Source organism: Brevibacterium pityocampae (genome assembly GCF_039541555.1).
Taxonomy (GTDB): Bacteria; Actinomycetota; Actinomycetes; order Actinomycetales; family Brevibacteriaceae; genus Brevibacterium; species Brevibacterium pityocampae.
In genome coordinates this window covers 15,457-36,694 of sequence record NZ_BAABGL010000003.1, presented here as the reverse complement: position 1 = coordinate 36,694, position 21,238 = coordinate 15,457, and the positions used below count along the sequence as shown (strand labels likewise).

The 21,238-nt window shown below is 70.6% G+C and carries 20 protein-coding genes; 9 read left to right on the top strand and 11 right to left on the bottom strand.

Features of this window, described 5'->3' with window-relative positions; translation table 11 throughout:
- Window positions 1–7: 7 nt before the first annotated feature.
- The 3 genes from ABD883_RS03425 to ABD883_RS03415 form a co-directional block, all read right to left on the bottom strand.
- Window positions 8–1,069, bottom strand: coding sequence for a 2,3-butanediol dehydrogenase (locus ABD883_RS03425; RefSeq protein WP_137317945.1), 1,062 nt, complete (start codon window positions 1,067–1,069; stop codon window positions 8–10).
- A 218-nt stretch (window positions 1,070–1,287) separates the two neighbouring features.
- Complete coding sequence (locus tag ABD883_RS03420; protein ID WP_137317944.1) at window positions 1,288–1,527, bottom strand: CstA-like transporter-associated (seleno)protein; 240 nt, start codon at window positions 1,525–1,527, stop codon at window positions 1,288–1,290.
- Entirely contained in the window at window positions 1,524–3,761 is a 2,238-nt protein-coding gene (locus tag ABD883_RS03415; RefSeq protein ID WP_137317943.1) for a carbon starvation CstA family protein, read from the bottom strand. The genes ABD883_RS03420 and ABD883_RS03415 overlap by 4 nt, the downstream gene beginning before the upstream one ends.
- A gap of 321 nt (window positions 3,762–4,082) precedes the next feature.
- Between ABD883_RS03415 and trpS the strand changes: the two genes are divergently transcribed.
- The 3 genes from trpS (at window position 4,083) to ABD883_RS03400 (ending at window position 6,785) form a co-directional block, all read left to right on the top strand.
- Window positions 4,083–5,099, top strand: a complete 1,017-nt coding sequence (trpS, locus tag ABD883_RS03410) for a tryptophan--tRNA ligase (protein WP_425548414.1) — start codon at window positions 4,083–4,085, stop codon at window positions 5,097–5,099.
- Entirely contained in the window at window positions 5,077–5,679 is a 603-nt protein-coding gene (locus tag ABD883_RS03405; protein WP_137317941.1) for a 2'-5' RNA ligase family protein, read from the top strand. Before trpS ends, ABD883_RS03405 begins: the two co-directional genes overlap by 23 nt.
- 68 nt (window positions 5,680–5,747) lie before the next feature.
- Window positions 5,748–6,785, top strand: a complete 1,038-nt coding sequence (locus ABD883_RS03400) for an App1 family protein phosphatidate phosphatase (protein ID WP_137317940.1) — start codon at window positions 5,748–5,750, stop codon at window positions 6,783–6,785.
- A 131-nt stretch (window positions 6,786–6,916) separates the two neighbouring features.
- Here the strand turns inward: ABD883_RS03400 and ABD883_RS03395 are convergent, their stop codons facing one another.
- From ABD883_RS03395 to sdhC, 5 genes are all read right to left on the bottom strand, one after another.
- The gene (locus ABD883_RS03395; RefSeq protein ID WP_247618337.1) at window positions 6,917–8,098 is read right to left on the bottom strand and encodes a D-alanyl-D-alanine carboxypeptidase family protein; all 1,182 of its coding nucleotides are present in this window, start codon (window positions 8,096–8,098) and stop codon (window positions 6,917–6,919) included.
- Window positions 8,099–8,222: 124 nt separating this feature from the next.
- Entirely contained in the window at window positions 8,223–9,020 is a 798-nt protein-coding gene (locus tag ABD883_RS03390; protein ID WP_137317938.1) for a succinate dehydrogenase iron-sulfur subunit, read from the bottom strand.
- Window positions 9,020–10,780 (bottom strand): succinate dehydrogenase flavoprotein subunit, encoded by a 1,761-nt coding sequence (gene sdhA / locus ABD883_RS03385; RefSeq protein WP_137317937.1) that lies wholly within the window; start codon window positions 10,778–10,780, stop codon window positions 9,020–9,022. Before sdhA ends, ABD883_RS03390 begins: the two co-directional genes overlap by 1 nt.
- A gap of 29 nt (window positions 10,781–10,809) precedes the next feature.
- Window positions 10,810–11,262 (bottom strand): succinate dehydrogenase hydrophobic membrane anchor subunit, encoded by a 453-nt coding sequence (locus tag ABD883_RS03380; protein ID WP_137317936.1) that lies wholly within the window; start codon window positions 11,260–11,262, stop codon window positions 10,810–10,812.
- Between the two features lie 5 nt (window positions 11,263–11,267).
- The gene (gene sdhC, locus ABD883_RS03375) at window positions 11,268–11,645 is read right to left on the bottom strand and encodes a succinate dehydrogenase, cytochrome b556 subunit (RefSeq protein WP_137317935.1); all 378 of its coding nucleotides are present in this window, start codon (window positions 11,643–11,645) and stop codon (window positions 11,268–11,270) included.
- 336 nt (window positions 11,646–11,981) lie between these two features.
- Here sdhC and ABD883_RS03370 point away from each other — a divergent pair, with 336 nt between their 5' ends.
- The 5 genes from ABD883_RS03370 to ABD883_RS03350 all read left to right on the top strand — a co-directional run bounded on the left by ABD883_RS03370 (window position 11,982) and on the right by ABD883_RS03350 (window position 17,503).
- Window positions 11,982–13,169, top strand: a complete 1,188-nt coding sequence (locus ABD883_RS03370; protein WP_345029855.1) for a mannose-1-phosphate guanylyltransferase — start codon at window positions 11,982–11,984, stop codon at window positions 13,167–13,169.
- Window positions 13,170–13,329: 160 nt separating this feature from the next.
- Complete coding sequence (locus ABD883_RS03365) at window positions 13,330–14,499, top strand: amidohydrolase (protein WP_137317934.1); 1,170 nt, start codon at window positions 13,330–13,332, stop codon at window positions 14,497–14,499.
- Window positions 14,496–15,734, top strand: a complete 1,239-nt coding sequence (locus ABD883_RS03360; protein WP_137317933.1) for a BMP family ABC transporter substrate-binding protein — start codon at window positions 14,496–14,498, stop codon at window positions 15,732–15,734. The genes ABD883_RS03365 and ABD883_RS03360 overlap by 4 nt, the downstream gene beginning before the upstream one ends.
- A 66-nt stretch (window positions 15,735–15,800) precedes the next feature.
- Window positions 15,801–16,907, top strand: a complete 1,107-nt coding sequence (locus ABD883_RS03355) for an adenosine deaminase (RefSeq protein ID WP_345029851.1) — start codon at window positions 15,801–15,803, stop codon at window positions 16,905–16,907.
- Entirely contained in the window at window positions 16,904–17,503 is a 600-nt protein-coding gene (locus tag ABD883_RS03350) for a hypothetical protein (protein WP_345029849.1), read from the top strand. Before ABD883_RS03355 ends, ABD883_RS03350 begins: the two co-directional genes overlap by 4 nt.
- 3 nt (window positions 17,504–17,506) lie before the next feature.
- Here the strand turns inward: ABD883_RS03350 and ABD883_RS03345 are convergent, their stop codons facing one another.
- The 3 genes from ABD883_RS03345 to ABD883_RS03335 all read right to left on the bottom strand — a co-directional run bounded on the left by ABD883_RS03345 (window position 17,507) and on the right by ABD883_RS03335 (window position 19,686).
- A complete protein-coding gene (locus tag ABD883_RS03345) occupies window positions 17,507–18,253 on the bottom strand; it encodes a hypothetical protein (RefSeq protein WP_345029847.1) in 747 nt (248 codons plus the stop codon).
- Between the two features lie 123 nt (window positions 18,254–18,376).
- Complete coding sequence (locus ABD883_RS03340; RefSeq protein ID WP_345029846.1) at window positions 18,377–19,195, bottom strand: tyrosine-protein phosphatase; 819 nt, start codon at window positions 19,193–19,195, stop codon at window positions 18,377–18,379.
- Window positions 19,192–19,686 (bottom strand): MarR family winged helix-turn-helix transcriptional regulator, encoded by a 495-nt coding sequence (locus ABD883_RS03335; protein WP_137317928.1) that lies wholly within the window; start codon window positions 19,684–19,686, stop codon window positions 19,192–19,194. Before ABD883_RS03335 ends, ABD883_RS03340 begins: the two co-directional genes overlap by 4 nt.
- 363 nt (window positions 19,687–20,049) lie before the next feature.
- On the opposite strand from ABD883_RS03335, the gene sucC reads away from it, so the two are divergent.
- Entirely contained in the window at window positions 20,050–21,219 is a 1,170-nt protein-coding gene (sucC, locus tag ABD883_RS03330) for an ADP-forming succinate--CoA ligase subunit beta (protein ID WP_345029842.1), read from the top strand.
- Window positions 21,220–21,238 lie beyond the last annotated feature (19 nt).

Here is a 21,238-nt window from a genome sequence, read left to right as displayed (position 1 = left end):
GGCGGGATCAGGCGTTCGGATCGACGAGGATCTTGACGTGCTCCTCGTTGTTGTTGATGAGCTGGTCGAACCCCTCGTCCACGAGTCCGTCGAGCCCGATCCGTCCGGTGATGAACGGGGCGAGATCGATCCGCCCCTCCTGCACGAGACGGATGGTCGCAGGGTGATCGTTCGCGTAGCCGATCGTGCCGCGCAGGTCGATCTCCTTGAGCACGAGCGTCGGCATGTCGACCTCGGGCTTTCTGCCCCAGATCGAGACGTTGACGATGACGCCGTTCGGGCGCACTGCGTCCATGAGGGTGTCGAGGACCACCGGCACCGAGCTGCACTCGAAGCCCACGTCGGCGCCCTGGCCGTCGGTGAGCTCACGGACGCGCTCGGCGACGTCGACCTCGCGCGGGTCGAACACCTCGTCGGCCACCCCGGTCTCCCGGGCCTTCGCCTTGCGGGCCTCGCTGAGCTCCGAGATGTAGACGGTGAGCCCCTCGGCCTTGAGCACGGCCGCGGTGAGCAGGCCGATCGGGCCCGCCCCGCCGACGAGCGCGACATCACCGGATCCCGCTCCGCTGCGCACGAAGGCGTGGTGGCCCACGGACAGCGGTTCGATGAGAGCGGCCTGATCGAGCGGGATGTCGCCGATCGGGTGGACCCAGCGGCGCTCGACGACGATCTTCTCCGACAGCCCGCCTCCGCGGCCGCCGAGGCCGATGAAGTTCATGTCGGGGGAGAGGTGGTAGGAGCGGCCGGGGCCGACCTCGACGTCGTCGCGGATGATGTAGGGCTCGACGACGACGTTCTGCCCGACCTCGAGGTCGGTGACGCCCTCGCCGAGCGCGGTGACGGTGCCGGAGAACTCGTGGCCCATGGTCACCGGGGCCTCCTCGCCGGAGATCGGGTGCGGTGAACCCTTCGGCGGGATGAAGATCGGACCCTCGAGGTACTCGTGCAGATCGGTGCCGCAGATGCCGCACCAGGCGACATCGATGGCGACTGCTCCGGGTTTCAGCTCCGGCTCGGGGATCTCCTCGATCCGGATGTCCTTACGGTCGTAGTAGCGGGCAGCTCTCATAGTGATTCTCCCATCGGAAAGTGTGCGGCGCGGTCCGCGCCGCACTTCTTACGGTAGTGGAGGCAACCCGGGGTGCGGGAGATCGAGATCGCAGAGGATCGCGGATCCGCTCTCAGGAACCTTCGGAAATCGAGTTCTGGGGCCGGGACGCGACGAGGGCCGCCGAGGTGATGATCACCTCGACGGCCCTCGTGGGCGGCCCGGTCAGAGCCGATGGCTCAGCAGCACCGGACCTTGGGGTTGCGGTCCTGCTCGTCGGTCAGATCGCGCCAGAACTCGCGCTCGCCCATGGCCCCGTCGCGCGTGCCGTGACGGCGCTCGAACGACTCGAGGTAATGGAGGTAGGCGTTCTCCCCCATGACCTCCTTGAGGTACCAGTGGACGGCCCGGAACGGTGCGGCGATCCGGTGGACGACGGTGCTCGCAGGGGTCGCGGTGCCCGAGGTGCTCGTGCTCATGAGTGCTCCCGTTGGCGGACGGCGGAGGGCTCCAGCTTATCCCACTGGGCCTGGACCTCCTTCTCCGCCTTGGTCGCGATGAGCCCGGCCGGCGCGAACCGGCGGGTCGGCCGGTAGGGCTCCTCCGTCGTCGGCAGCGGCTCGCGCGCGGTGATCGACTTGAAGGCCGCCCACAGCGCCATGACCACGACCATGAGCACGACCACGGCGAAGATGATCGACAGGGTGCCCTGGATGAAGGTGTTGCGGACGACGGCGTTCATCGCCTCCACACCCTCGGTGGTGCCGAGCGAGGTCTCGCCGGCGGCCACGGCATCGCGGTAGGCGAAGTGCTGCGCCCAGTAGCCGAGCTTGGGATCCGAGGAGAAGATCTTCTGCCACGACGCGGTCATCGTCACCGCGAGGTCCCAGACGAGCGGGATGCCGGGGATCCACGCGTACTTCGCGTACCCCGACTTGCAGACCAGGGCGAACACCACCGCCAGTGCGATCGCCGCCAGCAGCTGGTTGGAGATGCCGAACAGCGGGAACAGCGTGTTGATGCCGCCGAGCGGATCCGTCACGCCCATGAGGAGGATCGACCCCCAGGCGCCGACCATGACGATGGTGGTGATCCAGGCGCCGATGTTCCACGAGGGATCGCGGAACTTCGGGATGAAGTTGCCGAGCGCATCGCCGAGCATGAAGCGGGCCACGCGGGTGCCGGCGTCGATCGTGGTGAGGATGAAGAGCGCCTCGAACATCACCGCGAAGTGGTACCAGAACGACATCCAGGCCGGACCGCCGAACACGTTGTGGAGGATGTGCGCCATGCCCATCGCGAGCGTCGGGGCACCGCCGGTGCGCGAGATGATCGACTCCTCGCCGACGTCCTTCGCGGCCTGGTCGAGGTACTCCGCCGAGGTCTGGACGCCGGACATGCCGAGCGAGTTGTTGATGAAGTCGGCGGCGCCCTGCGGGGTGCCGCCGGTGAGCGGCTCCGCGGCGTTCATCGCGAAGTAGATTCCCTTGTCGAGGCAGACCGCGGCGACGAGCGCCATGATCGCGACGAAGGACTCCATGAGCATGCCGCCGTAGCCGATGAGGCGGGCCTGGCTCTCCTTCTCGATGAGCTTCGGGGTGGTGCCCGAGGAGATCAGCGCGTGGAAGCCGGAGAGGGCGCCGCAGGCGATGGTGATGAAGAGGAACGGGAACAGGGCGCCGGCGAAGGCCGGTCCCGAGGTGTTCGAGGCGAATTCGGTGACGGCGGGCATCTGCACGGTCGGGTTGACCACGAGGATGCCGACGGCGAGCAGCACGATGGTGCCGATCTTCATGAAGGTCGAGAGGTAGTCGCGCGGGGCGAGCAGCACCCACACGGGCAGGACCGCGGCAAAGAAGCCGTAGATCATCAGGCACCAGGCGAGCGTGGTCTTGTCGAGGTGGAACACCTCGGCCCAGACCGGGTTGTTGTGCACCCAGCCGCCGGCGATGATCGCGAGCACGAGCAGGGCGACGCCGATGACCGAGGTCTCGATGACCCGGCCGGGGCGCAGGTAGCGCATGTAGACGCCCATGAACACGGCGATCGGGATGGTCATCGCGATCGAGAACACGCCCCAGGGGGACTCGGCGAGGGCGTTGATGATGACGACGCCGAGCACCGCGATGAGGATCGTCATGATGAGCAGGATGCCGACCGAGGCGATGAAGCCGCCGACCCGGCCGAGCTCGTCGCGGGCCATCTGGCCGAGCGAGCGGCCGTTCCGGCGCATCGAGAAGTAGAGGACCATGTAGTCCTGCACGCCGCCGGCGATGATGACGCCGAAGATGATCCATAGCGTGCCGGGCAGGTAGCCCATCTGGGCGGCGAGGATCGGGCCGACGAGCGGACCGGCGCCGGAGATCGCGGCGAAGTGGTGGCCGAAGAGCACGCGGCGGTCGGTCGGGGTGAAGTCGCGGCCATTGTCCTTGAGCTCGGCCGGGGTGGCGCGGCTCGGGTCGGGGCGGCAGATCTTCCACTCGATGAACTTGGCGTAGAACCGGAAGGCGATGAGGTAGCTGCCGACGGCGGCGGCCACGAACCAGCTCGCGCTGAGGTTCTCGCCCCGGACGAAGGCGACCATGACCCAGCCGATCGCGGCGATGAGGGCGATGGCGACCCAGATGACGATCTTCGTCGGGGTCCAGCGCGGCCTCTCAACGACCGCCACGGGCGGCAGGGTCTCATCGGTCTTGACGTACTCAACCGACATGCGTGCTCCTTAACGGGAAATGATGTGTGCGGAACGATGCGCGGCGACCGCGGTCTGCACTGACCTGCGGGTGCTGCGGTTCTGCGGTGCGGGCGTGGTGCGGCCTGCACGCTCTTGGGGAGCCTGGCAGTTCGCACCACTGTGTCTGTGCGGTCGCTGACAGACAGTCCAGGGTGCACCCGCCCCGTACCGTTTGTCCAACCGAGCCGGCCGGGAAACCGAGAATGACGTCCGAATCGTTATCGAACAGCGCCCAGGGAGGCGGCGTAGGGGGTCGGGCCGAGTCCGCGCCCGGGCGAGCGCAGTGGCACAATGGGCACCATGACGCAGACCTCCGAATCGCAGCACCGTCCCCGTTCCCTCTCCGGGATCCAGGCCACCTCGGACTCCCTCCACCTGGGCAACTACATCGGGGCGCTGCAGCAGTTCGTCGAGCAGCAGGAGACGCACGACGCGTTCTTCTTCATCGCCAACATGCATGCGATCACCGTCGAGCAGGACCCCGTCGAGCTGCGGGAGCGCACCCTGCGCACCGCCGCGCAGTTCATCGCCTCCGGGCTCGACCCGGAGAAGTCGACGATCTTCATCCAGTCCCACGTCCCGCAGACCACTCAACTGGGCTGGGTGCTCGAGTGCACCGCCTCGCTCGGCGAGGCGCAGCGGATGACCCAGTTCAAGGACAAGGCCGCGAAGAACGAGCACATCTCCCTCGGACTCCTCACCTACCCCGCGCTGATGGCCGCCGACATCCTGCTCTACCAGGCCAACGTCGTGCCGGTGGGGGAGGACCAGCGGCAGCACCTCGAGCTCACCCGCAACCTCGCCGGGCGCTTCAACCAGCGCTACGGGCAGACCTTCACCGTGCCGGAGCCCGGGATCCTCAAGCAGACGGCGAAGATCTACGACCTCCAGGACCCGGGGGCCAAGATGTCGAAGTCCGCGGCGAACCCGGCCGGGCGGATCGACGTCCTCGACGAGCCGAAGGCGCTGACGAAGAAGTTCAAGTCCGCCGTGACCGACAACGACACCGTCATCGCCTACGACCCGGAGACCAAGCCCGGCGTCTCCAACCTCCTCACCATCTACTCCTCCTTCTCCGGGGAGCCGATCGAGTCGATCGTCGCGCAGTTCGAGGGGAAGATGTACGGCCACCTCAAGGTCGCACTCGCCGAGCTCGCCGTCGAATCGCTGACCCCGGTGCGCGAGCGCACGCACGAGCTGCTCGACGACCCGGCCGAGCTCGAGCGGATCCTCCACGCCGGCGCGGACCGCGCCGAGGCGATCGCCCGTCGAACCATCGAGGACGTGTACGCCCGTGTCGGATTCCTCTCCCGCTGAGACCGTCGGCCCCCGCTGGGGCGCGCCCCCGGACGCCCCGGCGATGCCGGCTCCCGATGCGGACGGAATGGTCGCCCTCGGCATCACCCTCGACGTCCCGGACCCCTATGCCACCGAGCTGCGCACAGCGCGGCTGGGGTACGGGGACGAGCGGGCGGCGACCGTGCCCACCCACATCACCGTGATCCCGCCGATGGAGATCCCCGGTGATTCCTGGCCGGTGGTGCGCGCCCACATCCGCGCCGTCGCCAACGACACCTCGCCGTTCGTCATCGAGCTGCGCGGCTCCGGCACATTCATGCCGACCTCGCCGGTGGTGTTCATCTCCGTGGCCCGCGGCATCTCCGAGTGCCAGACCCTGTCGAGCCGGCTGCGCCACGGCGTGCTCAACCAGCACCTCGCCTTCCCCTACCACCCGCACGTCACGATCGCCCAGGACGTGTGCGAGGAGGAGCTCGAGCGCGCCTACCGCGAGTACGCCGGATTCGAGGCCCGATTCATGGCGCACGGCTTCGGGGTGTACTTCCACGATGCGTCCGGGCAGTGGCGGCTGTTCGACAAGGTGCCTTTCGGTCCGTGAGCGCGGTCCCCGAGTTCCCCGGCGGGCGCGGCGCACGCCGTGATCCGTGGGACAATGCACTCGTGGCCATGAAGAATCAGACTCCGCTCAATCTGTCCCCCGAGGTCTTCCACACCGCAGCCCGGTGGGAGGACCGCTATCACGAGTGGGCGCGCGGTGTGGTCCGCAAGCGCGACTGGCGCCCCACCGTCATCGCCTACGACTCCTACGGCACGCAGACGAGCATCCGCGTGCTCGCCCGGGTCGTGCTCACCAAGACCGGGCAGCCGGCCGCGGACACGAAGGCGAGCATCCGCGGCTGGCGCTCCTTCGGCAACGTGCCGCTGTCGGACGAGACCGCGTGGGTGCGGGTCGGCGACACCGAGCACATGGTGACCGCCGACCGCGGCGGGATCGTCGATGCGGTCATCCCCGGGGACTTCGCCCCGGGTCCGGTGGAGATCGAGATGTGGACGACCGACTCCCTCGTCGACCGTGCGACGGTGCGCATCATCGGGCAGGAGCAGACCTTCGGGATCATCTCCGACATCGACGACACGGTCATGGTGACCGCCCTGCCGCGTCCCATGCTCGCGGCATGGAACACCTTCGTGCTCGACGAGCACGCCCGCAATCCCGTGGCGGGCATGTCGGTCCTCTACGACCGGCTCACCTACATGCGGCCGAACTCGCCGATCATCTACCTGTCGACCGGCGCCTGGAACGTCGCACCCACCCTCAAGCGGTTCCTCGGGCGCAACCTCTACCCGGACGGCCCGCTGCTGCTCACCGACTGGGGCCCGACAGCCACCCGGGCGTTCCGTTCCGGGCAGGAGCACAAGCGCTCCACGCTCGAACGGCTCGCCCGCGAGTTCCCCACCATGAAGTGGCTGCTCGTCGGCGACGACGGCCAGCACGACGAGGCGATCTACGGCGAGTTCGTCGAGAACCACCCGGACAACGTCGCCGCCGTCGCGATCCGGCAGCTCACCGTCGGCGAGGCGGTGTGGGCCGGCGGTCGCTCGCAGCAGGGCGGCCGCGGCACCGGGGTGCCCTGGGTCTACGCCAGCGACGGCGCGGGGCTGGCCTCGAAGCTCACCGAACGCGGGATCATCTCCGCGATCTGAGCCGGGCCGCGCTCAGCACTCGGTCCGGCCCTGAGACGGCCCGCCTCGAAGTGGAGTGTGGGGCTTGTGGAGGAGAGCCGGGCGAACAGCGCCACCACATGCTGCCGAGAGCCCCACACTCCGAACCGGGGTCAGGAGTGTGGCGCGCGGGCGGTGCTGCGGCGGCGCAGCAGCACGAAGCCGAACGTGCCGAGGAGCAGCACCGCGCCGGCGGCCGCGAACAGGATGCGCGCATCGAAGGCACCGGAGTCCGACGCCTCGGCCCCGCCGGTGACGTCTGCGGCCGGGGCGGCGGTGGACTCCGTCGGCGTCGGCCCGGCGGTCGGCTCCGGAGTGAGGCGGACCTCGGCGACGGGTTCGGGGTCATCCTGGTTGAAGGCCCACTCGATGAGGTCGAGCGCGGCCCGGCGGGTGCCGTTGTCGCTCGTCAGCACCGCCGAGGCATAGGTCTTCCCGTCGCGCTCGACGACGGCGACGAAGGAGCCCTTCGCGGCCTCCGTGTAGCCGTTCTTCAGTCCCAGCCCGCCGTCGACTTCACCGACGACCCGCGTGTGGTTGCCGATCTCGTAGCCGGCGACCTTCTCACCGGTGTCGGGGTCCGTGGCTCCGGGGAAGTCGTAGGTCTCCGTGCGCAGGATCCCCATGAGGTAGTCGTCGCGGAGGACCGCGCGGGCCACGATCATCTGGTCGGCGACCGTCGTCACCTGCCCCTCCGCATCGAGGCCCGAGGTGTTGCGCGCCACCGTGCCGGTGAGACCGAGCTCCGCGGCCTTCGCGTTCATCAGCCGCACCGCCTCGTCCTGCCCGCCGACGGCGTTGCCGAGCGCGTGCGCGGCGTCGTTCGCACTCGACATGAGCATCGCGTGGAACAGGTCGTCGACCGTGTACTCGTTCTGCTGGACGATCCCCGCCTTCGTGCCGTCGACGGCCATGTCCGCGAACACCGGCTCGTAGACCTGCTCGGGGTCGTCGAGCACCTCGACGAGGGCGAGCGCGGTGAGGAGCTTGATCACCGAGGCCGGCGCCCGGCCGGCGTCGATCTCGTGGGCGGCGAACGCCTCCCCGGAGTCGAGGTCGGCGACGATCCACGCCTCGGCGACGGGTTCGGGAGCCGGGGTGCCGGGGCCGAGGTCGGGGGAGGCGTAGATCGGCTCGGACTCCTCCGGCGCGGGCTCGGGGGCGGCGAGCGCAGGCACCGGCCCGGCGCCGAGGAGCCCTGCCGGCCCGGCGGTGGACAGCGGTCCGGCCGCGGGCGCGAGGAGCAGGACGGCGGGGAGCAGGAGGGCGGCGGGGCCGCGGAGAGCATCGAACACACGAGAAGTCTATGCGCTGCGTCCGCGGACCGGGGTGGATGCACGAAGCGCCCGGAGCGGGGTCCGGGCGCTTCGGCTGCGCTGTGCGGGTGCGGGCGGTGCCGGTCCGGCGGGCCCGCCGGGGTCAGAAGGCGCGGGTGAGGAGCGCCCGCTTGACCTCGGCGATCGCTTTGGTCACCTGGATGCCGCGCGGGCACGCCTCGGTGCAGTTGAAGGTCGTGCGGCAGCGCCACACGCCCTCCTGGTCGTTGAGGACCTCGAGGCGCAAGTCCGTGCCCTCGTCGCGGCTGTCGAAGATGAACCGGTGGGCGTTGACGATCGCGGCCGGGCCGAAGTACTGGCCGTCGGTCCAGAACACCGGGCACGAGCTCGTGCACGCGGCGCACAGGATGCACTTCGTGGTGTCGTCGAAGCGCTCACGGTCCTCCGCGGACTGCAGGCGCTCACGGGTGGGCTCGATGCCGTCGGTGATGAGGAACGGCATGACCTCGCGGTAGGACTGGAAGAACGGCTCCATGTCCACGATGAGGTCCTTCTCCAGCGGCAGACCCTTGATCGCCTCGACCGTGATGGTCTTGTCGGTGTCGAGGTCCTTGAGCAGGGTCTTGCAGGCGAGCCGGTTGCGGCCGTTGATCCGCACCGCGTCGGAACCGCACACGCCGTGCGCGCACGAGCGGCGGAACGACAGCGAGCCGTCGATCTCCCACTTGATCTTGTGGAGGGCGTCGAGCACGCGGTCGGTCCCGTGCATCGTGACCGTGTAGTCCTCCCAGTGCGGCTCGGAGTCCTTCTCGGGGTCGAAGCGGGCGATCCGGATGGTGCAGTCGAACGACGGGATCTCGCCGCCGCCCCCGCCCAGGTGATCGGGGATGTCGACCTTGGATGCCGGTTCTGCGGTGGTGGTCTCGGGATTCGCACTCATCAGTACTTACGCTCCATCGGCTGGTAACGGGTCATGACGACGGGCTTGGTCTCCAGACGCATGCCCTTGATGCCCTCGGACTCGCTGTCGGGGTCGAGGTAGGTCATCGTGTGGTGCATGAAATTCTCGTCGTCGCGATCGGGGAAGTCCTCGCGGAAGTGACCGCCGCGCGACTCCTTGCGGTGGATCGCGGCGACCGCCACGACCTCGGCGATCTCGAGCAGGAAGGCAAGCTCGATCGCCTCGAGCAGGTCGAGGTTGTAGCGCTTGCCGCGGTCCTGGATCCCGACGTTCGCGTAGCGCTCCCGCAGCGTCGCGATGACGTCGAGGGCGTTGCGGAGGGTCTCGTCGGTGCGGAATACCTGCACGTCGGCGTCCATCACGTCCTGCAGGTCCTTGCGGATCGCGGCCACCGACTCGGTGCCGTCGGCGGTGCGCATCGACTCGATCATGTCGACGACGCGGGCCTCCGGGCCCTCCGGGAGCTCCGGCATGACGGCGGTCGCGGCGTACTCCGCGGCGGCGATGCCGGCGCGCTTGCCGAACACGTTGATGTCGAGCAGCGAGTTCGTGCCGAGACGGTTGGAGCCGTGCACGGACACGCAGGCGCACTCGCCAGCGGCGTAGAGGCCGGGGACGACGTCGGTGTTGTTCGACAGCACCTCGGCCTTGATGTTCGTCGGGATGCCGCCCATCGCGTAGTGGGCGGTCGGGAACACCGGCACCGGCTCGGTGTAGGGCTCCACGCCGAGGTAGGTGCGCGCGAACTCGGTGATATCGGGCAGTTTGGCGTCGATGTGCGCCGGCTCGAGGTGGGTGAGGTCGAGGAGCACGTAGTCCTTGTTCGGACCGCAGCCGCGTCCCTCGCGCACCTCGTTGGCCATCGACCGGGCGACGATGTCGCGCGGGGCGAGGTCCTTGATGGTGGGGGCGTAGCGCTCCATGAAGCGCTCGCCGTCGGAGTTGCGCAGCACCGCGCCCTCGCCGCGGGCGGCCTCGGACAGGAGGATGCCGAGGCCGGCGAGGCCGGTCGGGTGGAACTGGAAGAACTCCATGTCCTCGAGGGGGAGGCCCTGGCGGTAGGTCACCGCGACGCCGTCGCCGGTCAGGGTGTGGGCGTTCGAGGTGGTCTTGAAGACCTTGCCGAAGCCGCCGGTGGCGAACACCACGGCCTTCGACCGGAAGACGTGGATCTCTCCGGTGGCGAGCTCGTAGGCGACGACGCCGGCGGGGCGGCGCACGCCGTCGACCTCGGTCATGACGAGATCGAGCACGTAGAACTCGTTGTAGAACTCGACGCCGTGCTTGACGCAGTTCTGGTAGAGCGTCTGGAGGATCATGTGGCCGGTGCGGTCCGCGGCGTAGCAGGCGCGGCGCACCGGGGACTTGCCGTGGTCGCGGGTGTGCCCGCCGAAGCGGCGCTGGTCGATCCGGCCCTCGGGCGTGCGGTTGAAGGGCAGACCCATCTTCTCGAGATCGAGGACGGCGTCGATCGCCTCCTTGGCCATGACCTCCGCGGCATCCTGGTCGACGAGGTAGTCGCCGCCCTTGATGGTGTCGAAGGTGTGCCACTCCCAGTTGTCCTCCTCGACGTTGGCGAGGGCCGCGCACATGCCGCCCTGGGCCGCGCCGGTGTGCGAACGCGTGGGGTAGAGCTTGGTCAGCACCGCGGTTCGGGCCCGCTGCCCGGACTCGATGGCCGCTCGCATGCCCGCGCCGCCGGCGCCGACGATGACGACGTCGTACTCATGTACCTGCATAGAATTCAGTTCTCCTTGTAGTGCCTGCGTCAGCCGGCGGTGCAGAAGGAAGCGAGCAGAGCCGGGTCGGCGCCGACGGGGCAGGGCTCGAAGGTGAAGATCACGAGGGTGCCGAGCGTGATGATGATCGCGGAGGCGACGTAGAGCACCACCTGCAGCGCGATCCGGGTGCCCGGGCGCTCGGCGTAGTCGGCGATGATCGTGCGCATGCCGTTGGTGCCGTGAACCATCGCCAGCCACAGCAAGACGAGGTCCCAGATCTGCCAGAACGGATTGGCCCACTTGCCGGCGACGAAGCCGAAGTCGATGGCGTTGACGCCGTCGCCGAGCCACAGGTTGACGAACAGGTGGCCGAAGATCAGGACGACGAGCACGATGCCGGACAGGCGCATGAAGAGCCAGGCGAAGAGCTCGGTCTTCGAGCGCGTCGAGGCGTGGCGCGTGTAGCCTGTGCGGGGTGCGGGAATGGTCGAAGCAGTCATTCTCATCAGCCTCCGAAGACGTGCATGAGGTGGCGGGGGAGGAAGCCGATCATCACGACGAGCCACAGGATCATGGCTCCCCAGAACAGCTTCCGCTGGTTCTTCGGGCCGCCCTTCCAGAAGTCGACCAGGATGACCCGCAGGCCGTTGAAGGCGTGGTACACGATGGCGGCGACGAGGCCGATCTCCGCGAGTCCCATGAGCGGGGTCTTGTAGGTCGCGATGACGGCGTTGTACGCCTCCGGCGAGACGCGAACGAGTGCTGTGTCGAGCACGTGCACCAGCAGGAAGAAGAAGATGCCGACGCCGGTCACGCGGTGCGCGACCCAGGACCACATCCCTTCGTTCCCTCGGTACAGAGTGCCCGTAGACGCTTTGGCCACGGGGCATCCTCCAAGTGGATACGAGCATTTGGGTTACCTCATGAAGTTACGCCGGTTTTCCCAGCGGTGCCAATCGAAACGCACGCTTCCTGCGCATTTCATGAGAGAACCGCGCACCGCGCTGACCAGCATTCGGACTCCTCGCGTCCGAAAGATATATACCGGACAGAAGTGTGCGGTATTCATCACGGACTATCCGCTGCGACTCTCCGCCGCGCATCGGCGCTGTGCGGGGCGGCCGCGGGCCGGGGAGCCGCGCTGCGCCCCGGGCGCGGGATCCGGTGCGCGGCGGGTCGCTCAGCGGACCCGTGCGGGGAGTCGACCACAATGGGTGGGATGATCGCCGATGCCCCTGCCCCTGAACCTGCCCCTGAACCTGTCGCCGGCGCGCCCGCCGCTCCTGCTGTGCCGCTCGCGGACCCGCACTTCCACGCGGTGATCCCCGCCGGGGGATCCGGCACCCGGCTGTGGCCGGTGTCGCGGGCGCACGCCCCGAAGTTCCTCCACGACGTCCTGGGCGTGGGCCGCTCGCTGCTGCAGTCGACCTGGGACCGGGTCGAGGCGCTCGTCTCCCCGGACCGAATCACCGTGGTGACCGGCGCACCCCATGTCCAGGCGGTGCGGGAGCAGCTGCCGCGCCTCGGGGCGGACCGGATCCTCGCCGAACCCAGCCCCAAGGACTCGGCCGCGGCGATCGGGCTGGCCGCCATGCTCATCGCCGACGAGGACCCTGATGCGATCATCGGCTCCTTCTCCGCCGACCACTCGATCACCAACGTCGACGAATTCACCGCGGTCATCGCCCAGGCGTGCGCCGCGGCGACCGGCGGGGACATCGTCACCATCGGCATCACCCCCACCTACCCCGCCACCGCCTACGGCTACATCCGGACCGGGCCGCTGCTCGCGCTGCCCGCCGCGCCCGCCGCCCGCCGCGCCCTCGCATTCGTCGAGAAGCCCGCGGCCGGCCGGGCCCGCGAGTACACGTACTCCGGCTCCTACCGCTGGAACGCGGGGATGTTCATCGCCCGTGCGGATGCGCTGCTCGCGGTCATGGCGGAGCAGGCCCCGGAGCTCCACGCCGGACTGCGGGAGATCGCCGACGCCGCCCCCGGCGCGGAGCGCGAGCGGGTGCTCGCAGAGGTGTGGCCGGGGCTGGAGAAGAAGGCGATCGACTACGTCGTCGCCGAGCCCGCCGCGGCGGCCGGCCGGGTCGTCGTCATCCCCGGGGACTTCGGCTGGGACGACGTCGGGGACTTCGACTCGGTGGCGAAGCTGCGCCAGCCGGTGCGCGGCGAGGAGCACGGGGTGTTCTCGGTCGGCCGCGAGGTCGACGTCGTCGACATCGATGCCTCCGGCGTGGTCATGTCCGATCAGGACCGGCTGATCGCGATCGTCGGCCTCCACGACGTCGTCGTCGTCGACACCGCCGACGCCCTGCTCGTCGCCGCGCGCTCGCACGCGCAGGACGTCAAGCGCGCCGTCGCCCGCGCCGCGGAGATCGGGCGGGAGGACGTGCTGTGACGCACCTCCGCGCGGCGTCCGGCGCTCGGCTGTCACGGAACGTCATCCGGTGTCATGTGCGCTCGTCATCGGGACTAGAATCGGGGATCACCCCGTCGTCCACCGCGATGTCTCCGGTGCCGTCCGTCCGTTCGTCGTCCATCCGAAAGACCGAGTGCGCGTGATCCGATCCGCCCTGGCTCCCCACCTCGACTCCCTCGTCGGGTTCCGACGCGACATCCATGCGCACCCCGAGCTGTCCTTCCAGGAGTTCCGCACCACCGACCGGATCGTCGCAGCGCTCACCGCCGCCGGGCTCCGGCCGCGGCGGCTCGAGGGCTCCGGGGTCGTGTGCGAGGTGGGCTCCGGGCCGCTCGCGCTCGCGCTGCGCGCCGACATCGACGCCCTCCCGCTCGACGATCTCACCGGCACCGACTTCGTCTCCACCGTGCCCGGCGTCGCCCACGCGTGCGGGCACGACATCCACCTCAGCGCCCTCGTCGGCGCCGGGATCGTGCTGGCCGACATGCACCGCAGCCGGCCCGGCGGGCTCGGCGGCACCGTGCGCCTGATCTTCCAGCCCGCGGAGGAGGTCACGCCCGGCGGAGCGCTCACCGTGATCCAGCAGGGTGCGCTCGCCGACGTCCCGCAGGTGTTCGCGATCCACTGCGATCCGAACGTCGACGTCGGGCACGTGGGATCGCGCATCGGGGCGATCACCGCGGCCGGCGACACCGTCATCGTGCGGCTGCGCGGCCACGGCGGCCACACCTCGCGCCCGCACCTCACCGAGGACCTCGTCTACGCGCTCGGCAAGGTCGCCACCGACCTGCCCGCCACCCTCCACCGGCTCATCGATCCGCGCCACGCGATCTCGCTCGTGTGGGGCGCGATCGAGGCCGGGCACGCGGCCAACGTCGTGCCCAACGAGGGCTCGATCATGGGCACCCTGCGGTGCCTCGACGTCGACGGCTGGAATCAGGTCGCCGAGGTGCTCCCCGGGCTCGTCGACCGGATCACCGGGCCGTTCGGGGTCGAGGTCGAGCTCACCCACCGGCGCGGCGTGCCCCCGGTGGTCAACACCGAGCCGGAGGTCGCGCTCATCGAGGCCGCCGTCAAGGAGGAGCTCGGCGAGGACAGCGTGCAGCTCACCCCGCAGTCGATGGGCGGGGAGGACTTCGCCTGGTACCTCACCCACTGCCCAGGAGCCCTCGTGCGACTCGGCACCCGGACGCCCGGCGGCGTCACCTACGACATCCACCAGGGGGACTTCCTCGTCGACGAGGGCGCTCTCGAGATGGGGGTGCGCGTGTTCGCCTCCACCGCCCTCAAGGCGCTGGGACTGCGATGACGACCGCACGCCGGGCTCCGGGCGCGGCGGCGGGTCTCGCCGCGGCCGCGCTGCTCACCGCGTGCGGGGCGCAGCCGCAGGAGGCCGCTCCGGCGACGACGACCGGCTGCATGGTCTCCGCCCCGGCGGGCTTCGCCGACCGGTCGATCGGCCAGCTGAGCTTCGGTGAGCTGTCCCATGCGCAGTCCGCAGGGTTCCTCGCCTCGACGTCCTCCCAGCGCGTGAGCACGCTCGCCGGCACCGAGGAGGCGCTCGGCCGCTACGCCGGCGGGGACTGCTCGCTCGGCGCGCTCGTGGGCCCCGGCGGGGCCGAGGCGCTCGCTGCCGTCGCCGCCCGGGCCCCCGACACCGCGTGGCTCGCCGTCGCCACCGGCGGCACCGACTACCCGGACAACGTCGTCACCATCGACTTCGACCTGCGCGAGCCCGCGTTCATCGCCGGCTACGCCGCGGCGGCGAGCTCGGAGACCGGCACCGTGGCGATGTTCGTCTCCCGCGGGTTCGCCGGCGGCGAGGAGCTCCTCGCCGCCTTCGATGCCGGGGTCGAGCAGCGCGGCATCGACACCGGGTCCGAGGTCGCCGGGCTGCGGGAGGGCTCGGTGTCCCGTCGCACCGTCGACGACACCCCGGCGGCCGGGCGCGAGTATACCGAGGCCGCGCTCGAGGCCGGGGCCGACGTCATCGTGCCCTTCGCCTCGGGTGCGGCGAGCGGGGTGCTCGACGTGTTCGCCGAGCACTACGCGCCGAGCGACGAGGCGGCCGCGGACGGCGCCGAGGGCACCGACGGCACAGCCGGGCCCAGCACGGCGGCGGCGGGAGTCGGCGGGCCGGAGATCGGCGAGGGCGACGGCGGGTCCGACGAGGACCCGGAGGAGACGATCGACCCGACCCTGATCTGGTACGGCACCGACGGCGCGCGCACGCTCGACGACGGTCTGGGCGAGCACGTCATCGCCTCGACCGTGCCGAACGTCGCGGCGGGCTTCCAGTCGACGGTCGCCGGCTGGCCGGAGACCGGGTTCGCCGGCGAGATCGAGGAGCCTGCGGGGGAGGAGCGCACGATCGGCGAGATCGGCGTGCGCACCCCGGAGTACACCGGCACGATGGACAACGGCGGGGTCGAGGTCGTCGCCTCCGACGGCCTGCTGAGCACCGTGGCCGGGCTGTCGCGCGACATCGCCGAGGTCCGCGACCGGATCAGAGCCGGCGAGATCGACGTCCCCGGCGCCGACTGAGCAGACCCGGCCCATGAGGCTCCGCACCTGATCGGGGGACCCGGGGCAGTGGCGTAGGCTGGTCGCGTGGACCAGACACTCTTCCCGACTCCCCACGGAGTCGACGCCGATGACCCGATTCTCCGACTCCCCAAGGTGTCGCTGCACGATCACCTCGACGGCGGGCTGCGGCCCGCGACGATCGTCGAGCTCGCCAGCGAGGCCGGCCACACGCTGCCGGCCGACGACCCGGCCGATCTCGCCGCGTGGTTCTCCGCGTCTGCGAACTCCGGTGACCTCACCCGCTACCTCGAGACCTTCGAGAACACCATCGCGGTCATGCAGACCGCGCCCGCCCTCACCCGGGTGGCCCGCGAATGGGTGCTCGACCAGGTGGCCGACGGCGTGTTCTACGCCGAGGCGCGCTGGGCGCCCGAGCAGCACCTGCGCGCCGACCTCGACATGGATGCCGCCGTGATCGCGGTCCAGGCCGGCCTCGACGAGGGCGAGGCGATCGCCGCCGAGGCCGGGCGCGTCATCCGCACCGGGCAGATCCTCACCGGCATGCGGCACGCGAACAACTCGCTCGCCGTCGCCGAGCTCGCGATCCGCCACCGCGACACCGGCGTGGTCGGCTTCGACATCGCCGGCGGCGAGGCGGGCAACCCGCCGGCCGCCCACCTCCAGGCCTTCGACTTTCTCCACCGCGAGTGCTTCCCGGTCACCATCCACGCCGGCGAGGCCGCGGGTGTGGAGTCGATCCTCGAGGCCGTGCAGGTGTGCGGCGCGCAGCGGATCGGCCACGGCGTGCGGATCGTCGAGGACATGGACGTCGTCGACGGCAACGGCACGCTCGGCCGGCTCGCCGCCTGGATCCTCGACCACCAGGTGCCGCTCGAGCTGTGCCCCTCGTCGAACCTCCAGACCGGGGCCGCCGGCTCGATCGCCGACCACCCGATCACCGGGCTCAAGGACCTCGGGTTCGCCGTCACCGTCAACCCCGACAACCGGCTGATGTCGGCGACCTCGGTGACCCGCGAGATGCGCCTCCTCGTCGACGAGGCCGGCTGGGACCAGAGCGACCTCGAGTGGGCGACGGTCAACGCGCTCGGCTGTGCGTTCATCCCGCTCGACGCCCGCGAGCGCTTCATCGATGAGATCCTGATCCCCGGATTCGAGCGGATCACTCTGTGACCGAGCGGCCCGAGCCCACCGCGGTCCGCCGGCCGTGGACGGTGTGGGCCGCACTCGCGATGGTGGCCGTCGAGGTCGCCGCCCTCCTCGTGTCCGCCGGATTCTTCGTCGTGCTCTCGCGCTCCGGGAGCACCGATGTCGCAACCTCGCTGCTGTCGCTCGCGGTGATGTTCGGCGTGCTCGCGCTCGGCCTCGTCGCCGTGATCATGGGGCTCTACCGGATGCACCGCTGGGCGCGGCCGGCGACGGTCGCCTGGCAGGTGCTGCTCATCCTGTTCGGCCTGTCGGTGCTCGGCTCCGGCTGGTTGCTGCCCGTCGGTTCGATCGTGCCGGCAGTGCTGTGTATCGTCGCGCTGTTCGCCCCGCCCTCGCTGCGCGCCTACGGTGCCGCGATCACCGAGCACGAGGCGCAGGCCCGGGCCGCCCAGGACGCACTGTCCGCGAAGGTCGCCGCCGCGAGCGGCGAGGGCACGGACGGCGAAGTCGGCGTGGACGGTGCGGGGAGTGCTGAGCGCGCGGAGGGCGCGGGGCGCTCCAGCCGTTCCACGCGCAGGAGCGGTCCGACGAAGAGCGTGGGCGGTTCGAAGAAGAAGTAGGGCTCAGCCCAGGTGCTGTCCGCAGGCCTCGGTGAGGAAGTCGCCGGCCGCCTCGCCCTCGGAGTCCCCGAGCGTCGCCGCCGTGCGCTGGATGCCCCACCACACCTCGGGCGCGCTCGCCCACAGCAGCCGCAGCTCCTCCCGGGATCCCGGGTCGTCGGCGAGCTGCTGGGCGGCCTGCTCGATCCGCTCGTTCGCGTCCTCGGCCGTGCACCGCTCCTCGGTGCTCGGACCGGTGGGCCTGACCTCGGCGATCTCGTCCGTGCTCACGGACTCGAGGGTGTACGCCGAGGACCCGACCTCGGTGACTGCGAAGGTGCCGAGGATCCGGTAGAACGGCGCCCGCTCGGCATCGACCGCCTCGGCGGGGAGGGTGATGCTCACACTGTCCGGGGTCGACGGCGTGAGCGTGACCTCGCCCTCCGCGCTGGGCTCCTGGTAGCTGTGGACGTAGACGTCGAGGTAGGCGTCCTCGCCGTCCGCCGAGGCGGTCTGCAGCCCGGACCACACGGGATCGCCCTCGACGGGCCCGCCGGGAGACACGTCGACGAGCGTGATCGCGGGAGCGGAGTCCGGGGTCTCGACGGGGGTCGCCACCTCGGGGCTCACCGAGGGCCGCGGGTCCGGGCGCTCGGTGCCGGTCGCCTCGCAGCCGGTGAGGGCGAGCAGCGCGCACGCAGCGGCTGCGGGAACGGTCAGGAAGCGCTGGCGCACACTCATCACCTTCAGCTGGGGGACGTCGACGGTCACGTGCAGTCTAGGGGTGAGCGGCGGCGCGGTCAGGGAGCAACGCCGCAGGGCAGGTCCGCACGGTAGTGCCCGATCGACCCGCGGGGCTCATCCGGCGGACGGCGCGCACCCGGCGGATGGTGCTCATCCGGCGGGCGGCGCCGGCCGGGAGCCCTGCGGGGCGAGGAGGGAGGCGAGAGCGGCCACCTCGTGCGCGGTCAGCCCGAGCCGGGGGAGCACCTCGGCGGCGGGGTGCGCCGCGAGGAACTCGGCGAGTGCCTCGGTGCGGGAGCGGGCCCAGGGCTCGAACACCGCGGGCGGCTCGTACTTCTCCACCGGGTGGCCGGAGGTGCGGTGGTACTCGTTGACCCGGTCGAGGGAGCGCCGGTAGTCGGCGATGATGTCGCGGTCGGCGACGCCGGCGAGCTGCAGCAGCCACGCGGAGACCAGCCCGGTCCGGTCGCGGCCGGCCGAGCAGTGGATGCAGACGCCGGGGCGGGGCGAGTCGGGAGAGGCCTGAGCGGCCGGGAGCCGGGCGATCCGGGCGAGCGCGCGCATGACCGCGGCGAGCTCGGCGGGGAAGTGGTCGAGGAGCAGGGGGTAGTGCTTGGGGTGGTTGAGATAGGGGTGGTCGAGCGCGTCGACGTAGTCCGCGACCGCGAAGTCCTCGACCGGCAGCTGGAGGATGTCGAAGGACTCCCAGGCGGTCGCGGGAACGGGCGGGTCGCTGGGGCGGCGGTGCACCTCGGCGGGGGTGCGGAGGTCGATGACGTGCCCGATCCCGTACGCCGCGAGCTGCCGCCAGCCCTCCGCGGTGAGGCGTTCGCGCCGGCCCCCGCGGACCACCCGGCCGAACCGGGTGGGGCCGTGAGCGGTCGGGAGCCCGCCGAGGTCGCGGAGGTTGAGCGCGCCGTCGAACGCGAGCTCGCGGCGATCGGACTCGGTGCGGTGCCGGTCGCTCATTCGTCCTCGCCGTCGAACCCGGTGGAGAGCTGGCGCAGGAGCTCGCTGAGCTTGCGGCGCTGCGGGGCGGAGAGCTGCGCGAGGAGCTCGGCCTCGAGGACGAGGAGCTCCGCGAGCGCTCCGTCGACCTTGGCCTGCCCGGCCGCGGTGAGCCGCACGAGCACGCCGCGGCGGTCCGCGGGGTCGGGGTGCCGGGAGACCCAGCCGGCGGTGACGAGGCGGTCGATCCGATTGGTCATCGTCCCCGAGGTCACCATCATCTCGCCGATGAGGCGGGAGGGGGAGAGCTGATACGGCGCGCCGGAGCGCCGGAGCGCGGACAGCACGTCGAAGGCCCACACCTCGAGTCCGTGGTTGTGGAAGGTGACCTTGCGGGCCTTGTCGAGCTGCTTCGACAGGCGCGACACGCGCGACAGGACCTCCATCGGGGACACGTCGAGGTCGGGGCGCTCATGGCGCCACGCCGCGACGATCCGGTCGACCTCATCCATGCCCCCATGATACGTCGCCGTCAAGATACCGGTGCTTCAAGATTCTTGACGGCGAGGCCGGCGTGGTTTCGGGCGGGACCGGCGCGGGGCCGGGGCGACGCCGCCGTGGGGCCGGCGCGGGGCCGGGCGACGGGGAGCGGCAGGCGGGCTGCGTGCGGGCGACGGGAGCGCGGTTCGGGTGCGGCGGGCGCCTCGGGCCGGGGCCGGCGTCCACGTTCGGCCGGGTCGCTTGTGTCCGCACTCGGATGAGCGACTAGTGTGGGAAGCGGTTGATTCGCTTCATACCCACCCGCAAGCGGCGCGCCCGCAGGGCCACGGTCGATCCGGACCCGGACCGGGCGCGCACGGACGTAAGGAACACACGTGGATCTTTTCGAGTATCAGGCGCGTGACCTCTTCGAGAAGCACGGGGTGCCCGTGCTCCGCGCACAGGTCGCCGACACCCCCGAACAGGCGCAGGCCGCGGCCGAGGCGCTCGGCGGCGGCACCGTCGTCGTCAAGGCGCAGGTCAAGATCGGCGGCCGCGGCAAGGCCGGCGGCGTCAAGCTCGCCCACGACCCGGCCGAGGCCAAGGAGAAGGCCGAGGAGATCCTCGGCCTCGACATCAAGGGCCACATCACCAAGAAGGTCATGATCGCCGAGGGCGCGGACATCGCCGAGGAGTACTACTTCTCGATCCTCCTCGACCGCGCCAACCGCACCTACCTCGCCATGTGCTCCAGGGAGGGCGGCGTGGACATCGAGACCCTGGCCGAGGAGCGTCCCGAGGAGCTCGCCCGGGTCGCCGTGTCCCCGCTCACCGGGATCGACGCCGCGAAGGCCCAGGAGATCGTCGCCGCCGCCGGGTTCGAGGGCGACGTCGCATCCAAGATCGCCGTGGTGCTGCAGAAGCTGTGGACCGTGTTCGACGCCGAGGACGCCACCCTCGTCGAGGTCAACCCGCTCGTGTCGACCGCGGCCGGCGACATCATCGCGCTCGACGGCAAGGTCTCGCTCGACGAGAACGCCGACTTCCGCCACGAGGACCACGCGGACCTCCACGACATCGATGCCGAGGACCCGCTCGAGCTCAAGGCCAAGAAGCTCGGCCTCAACTACGTCAAGCTCGACGGCGAGGTCGGCGTGATCGGCAACGGCGCGGGACTCGTCATGTCGACCCTCGACGTCGTCGCGTACGCCGGGGAGGACCACGGCGGCGTGAAGCCGGCGAACTTCCTCGACATCGGCGGCGGCGCCTCGGCCGAGGTCATGGCCAACGGCCTCGACGTCATCCTCGGCGACGAGCAGGTCAAGAGCGTGTTCGTCAACGTGTTCGGCGGGATCACCGCCTGCGACGCCGTCGCCAACGGCATCGTCAAGGCCCTCGAGATCCTCGGCGACCAGGCCACCAAGCCGCTCGTCGTGCGCCTCGACGGCAACAACGTGGAGGAGGGCCGCGCGATCCTCGAGCAGGCCGGACACCCGCTGGTGACCCTCACCGACACGATGGACGGCGGAGCCGACAAGGCCGCCGAACTCGCCGCCGCGAACTGATAGCCCGAAAGGTCGTATA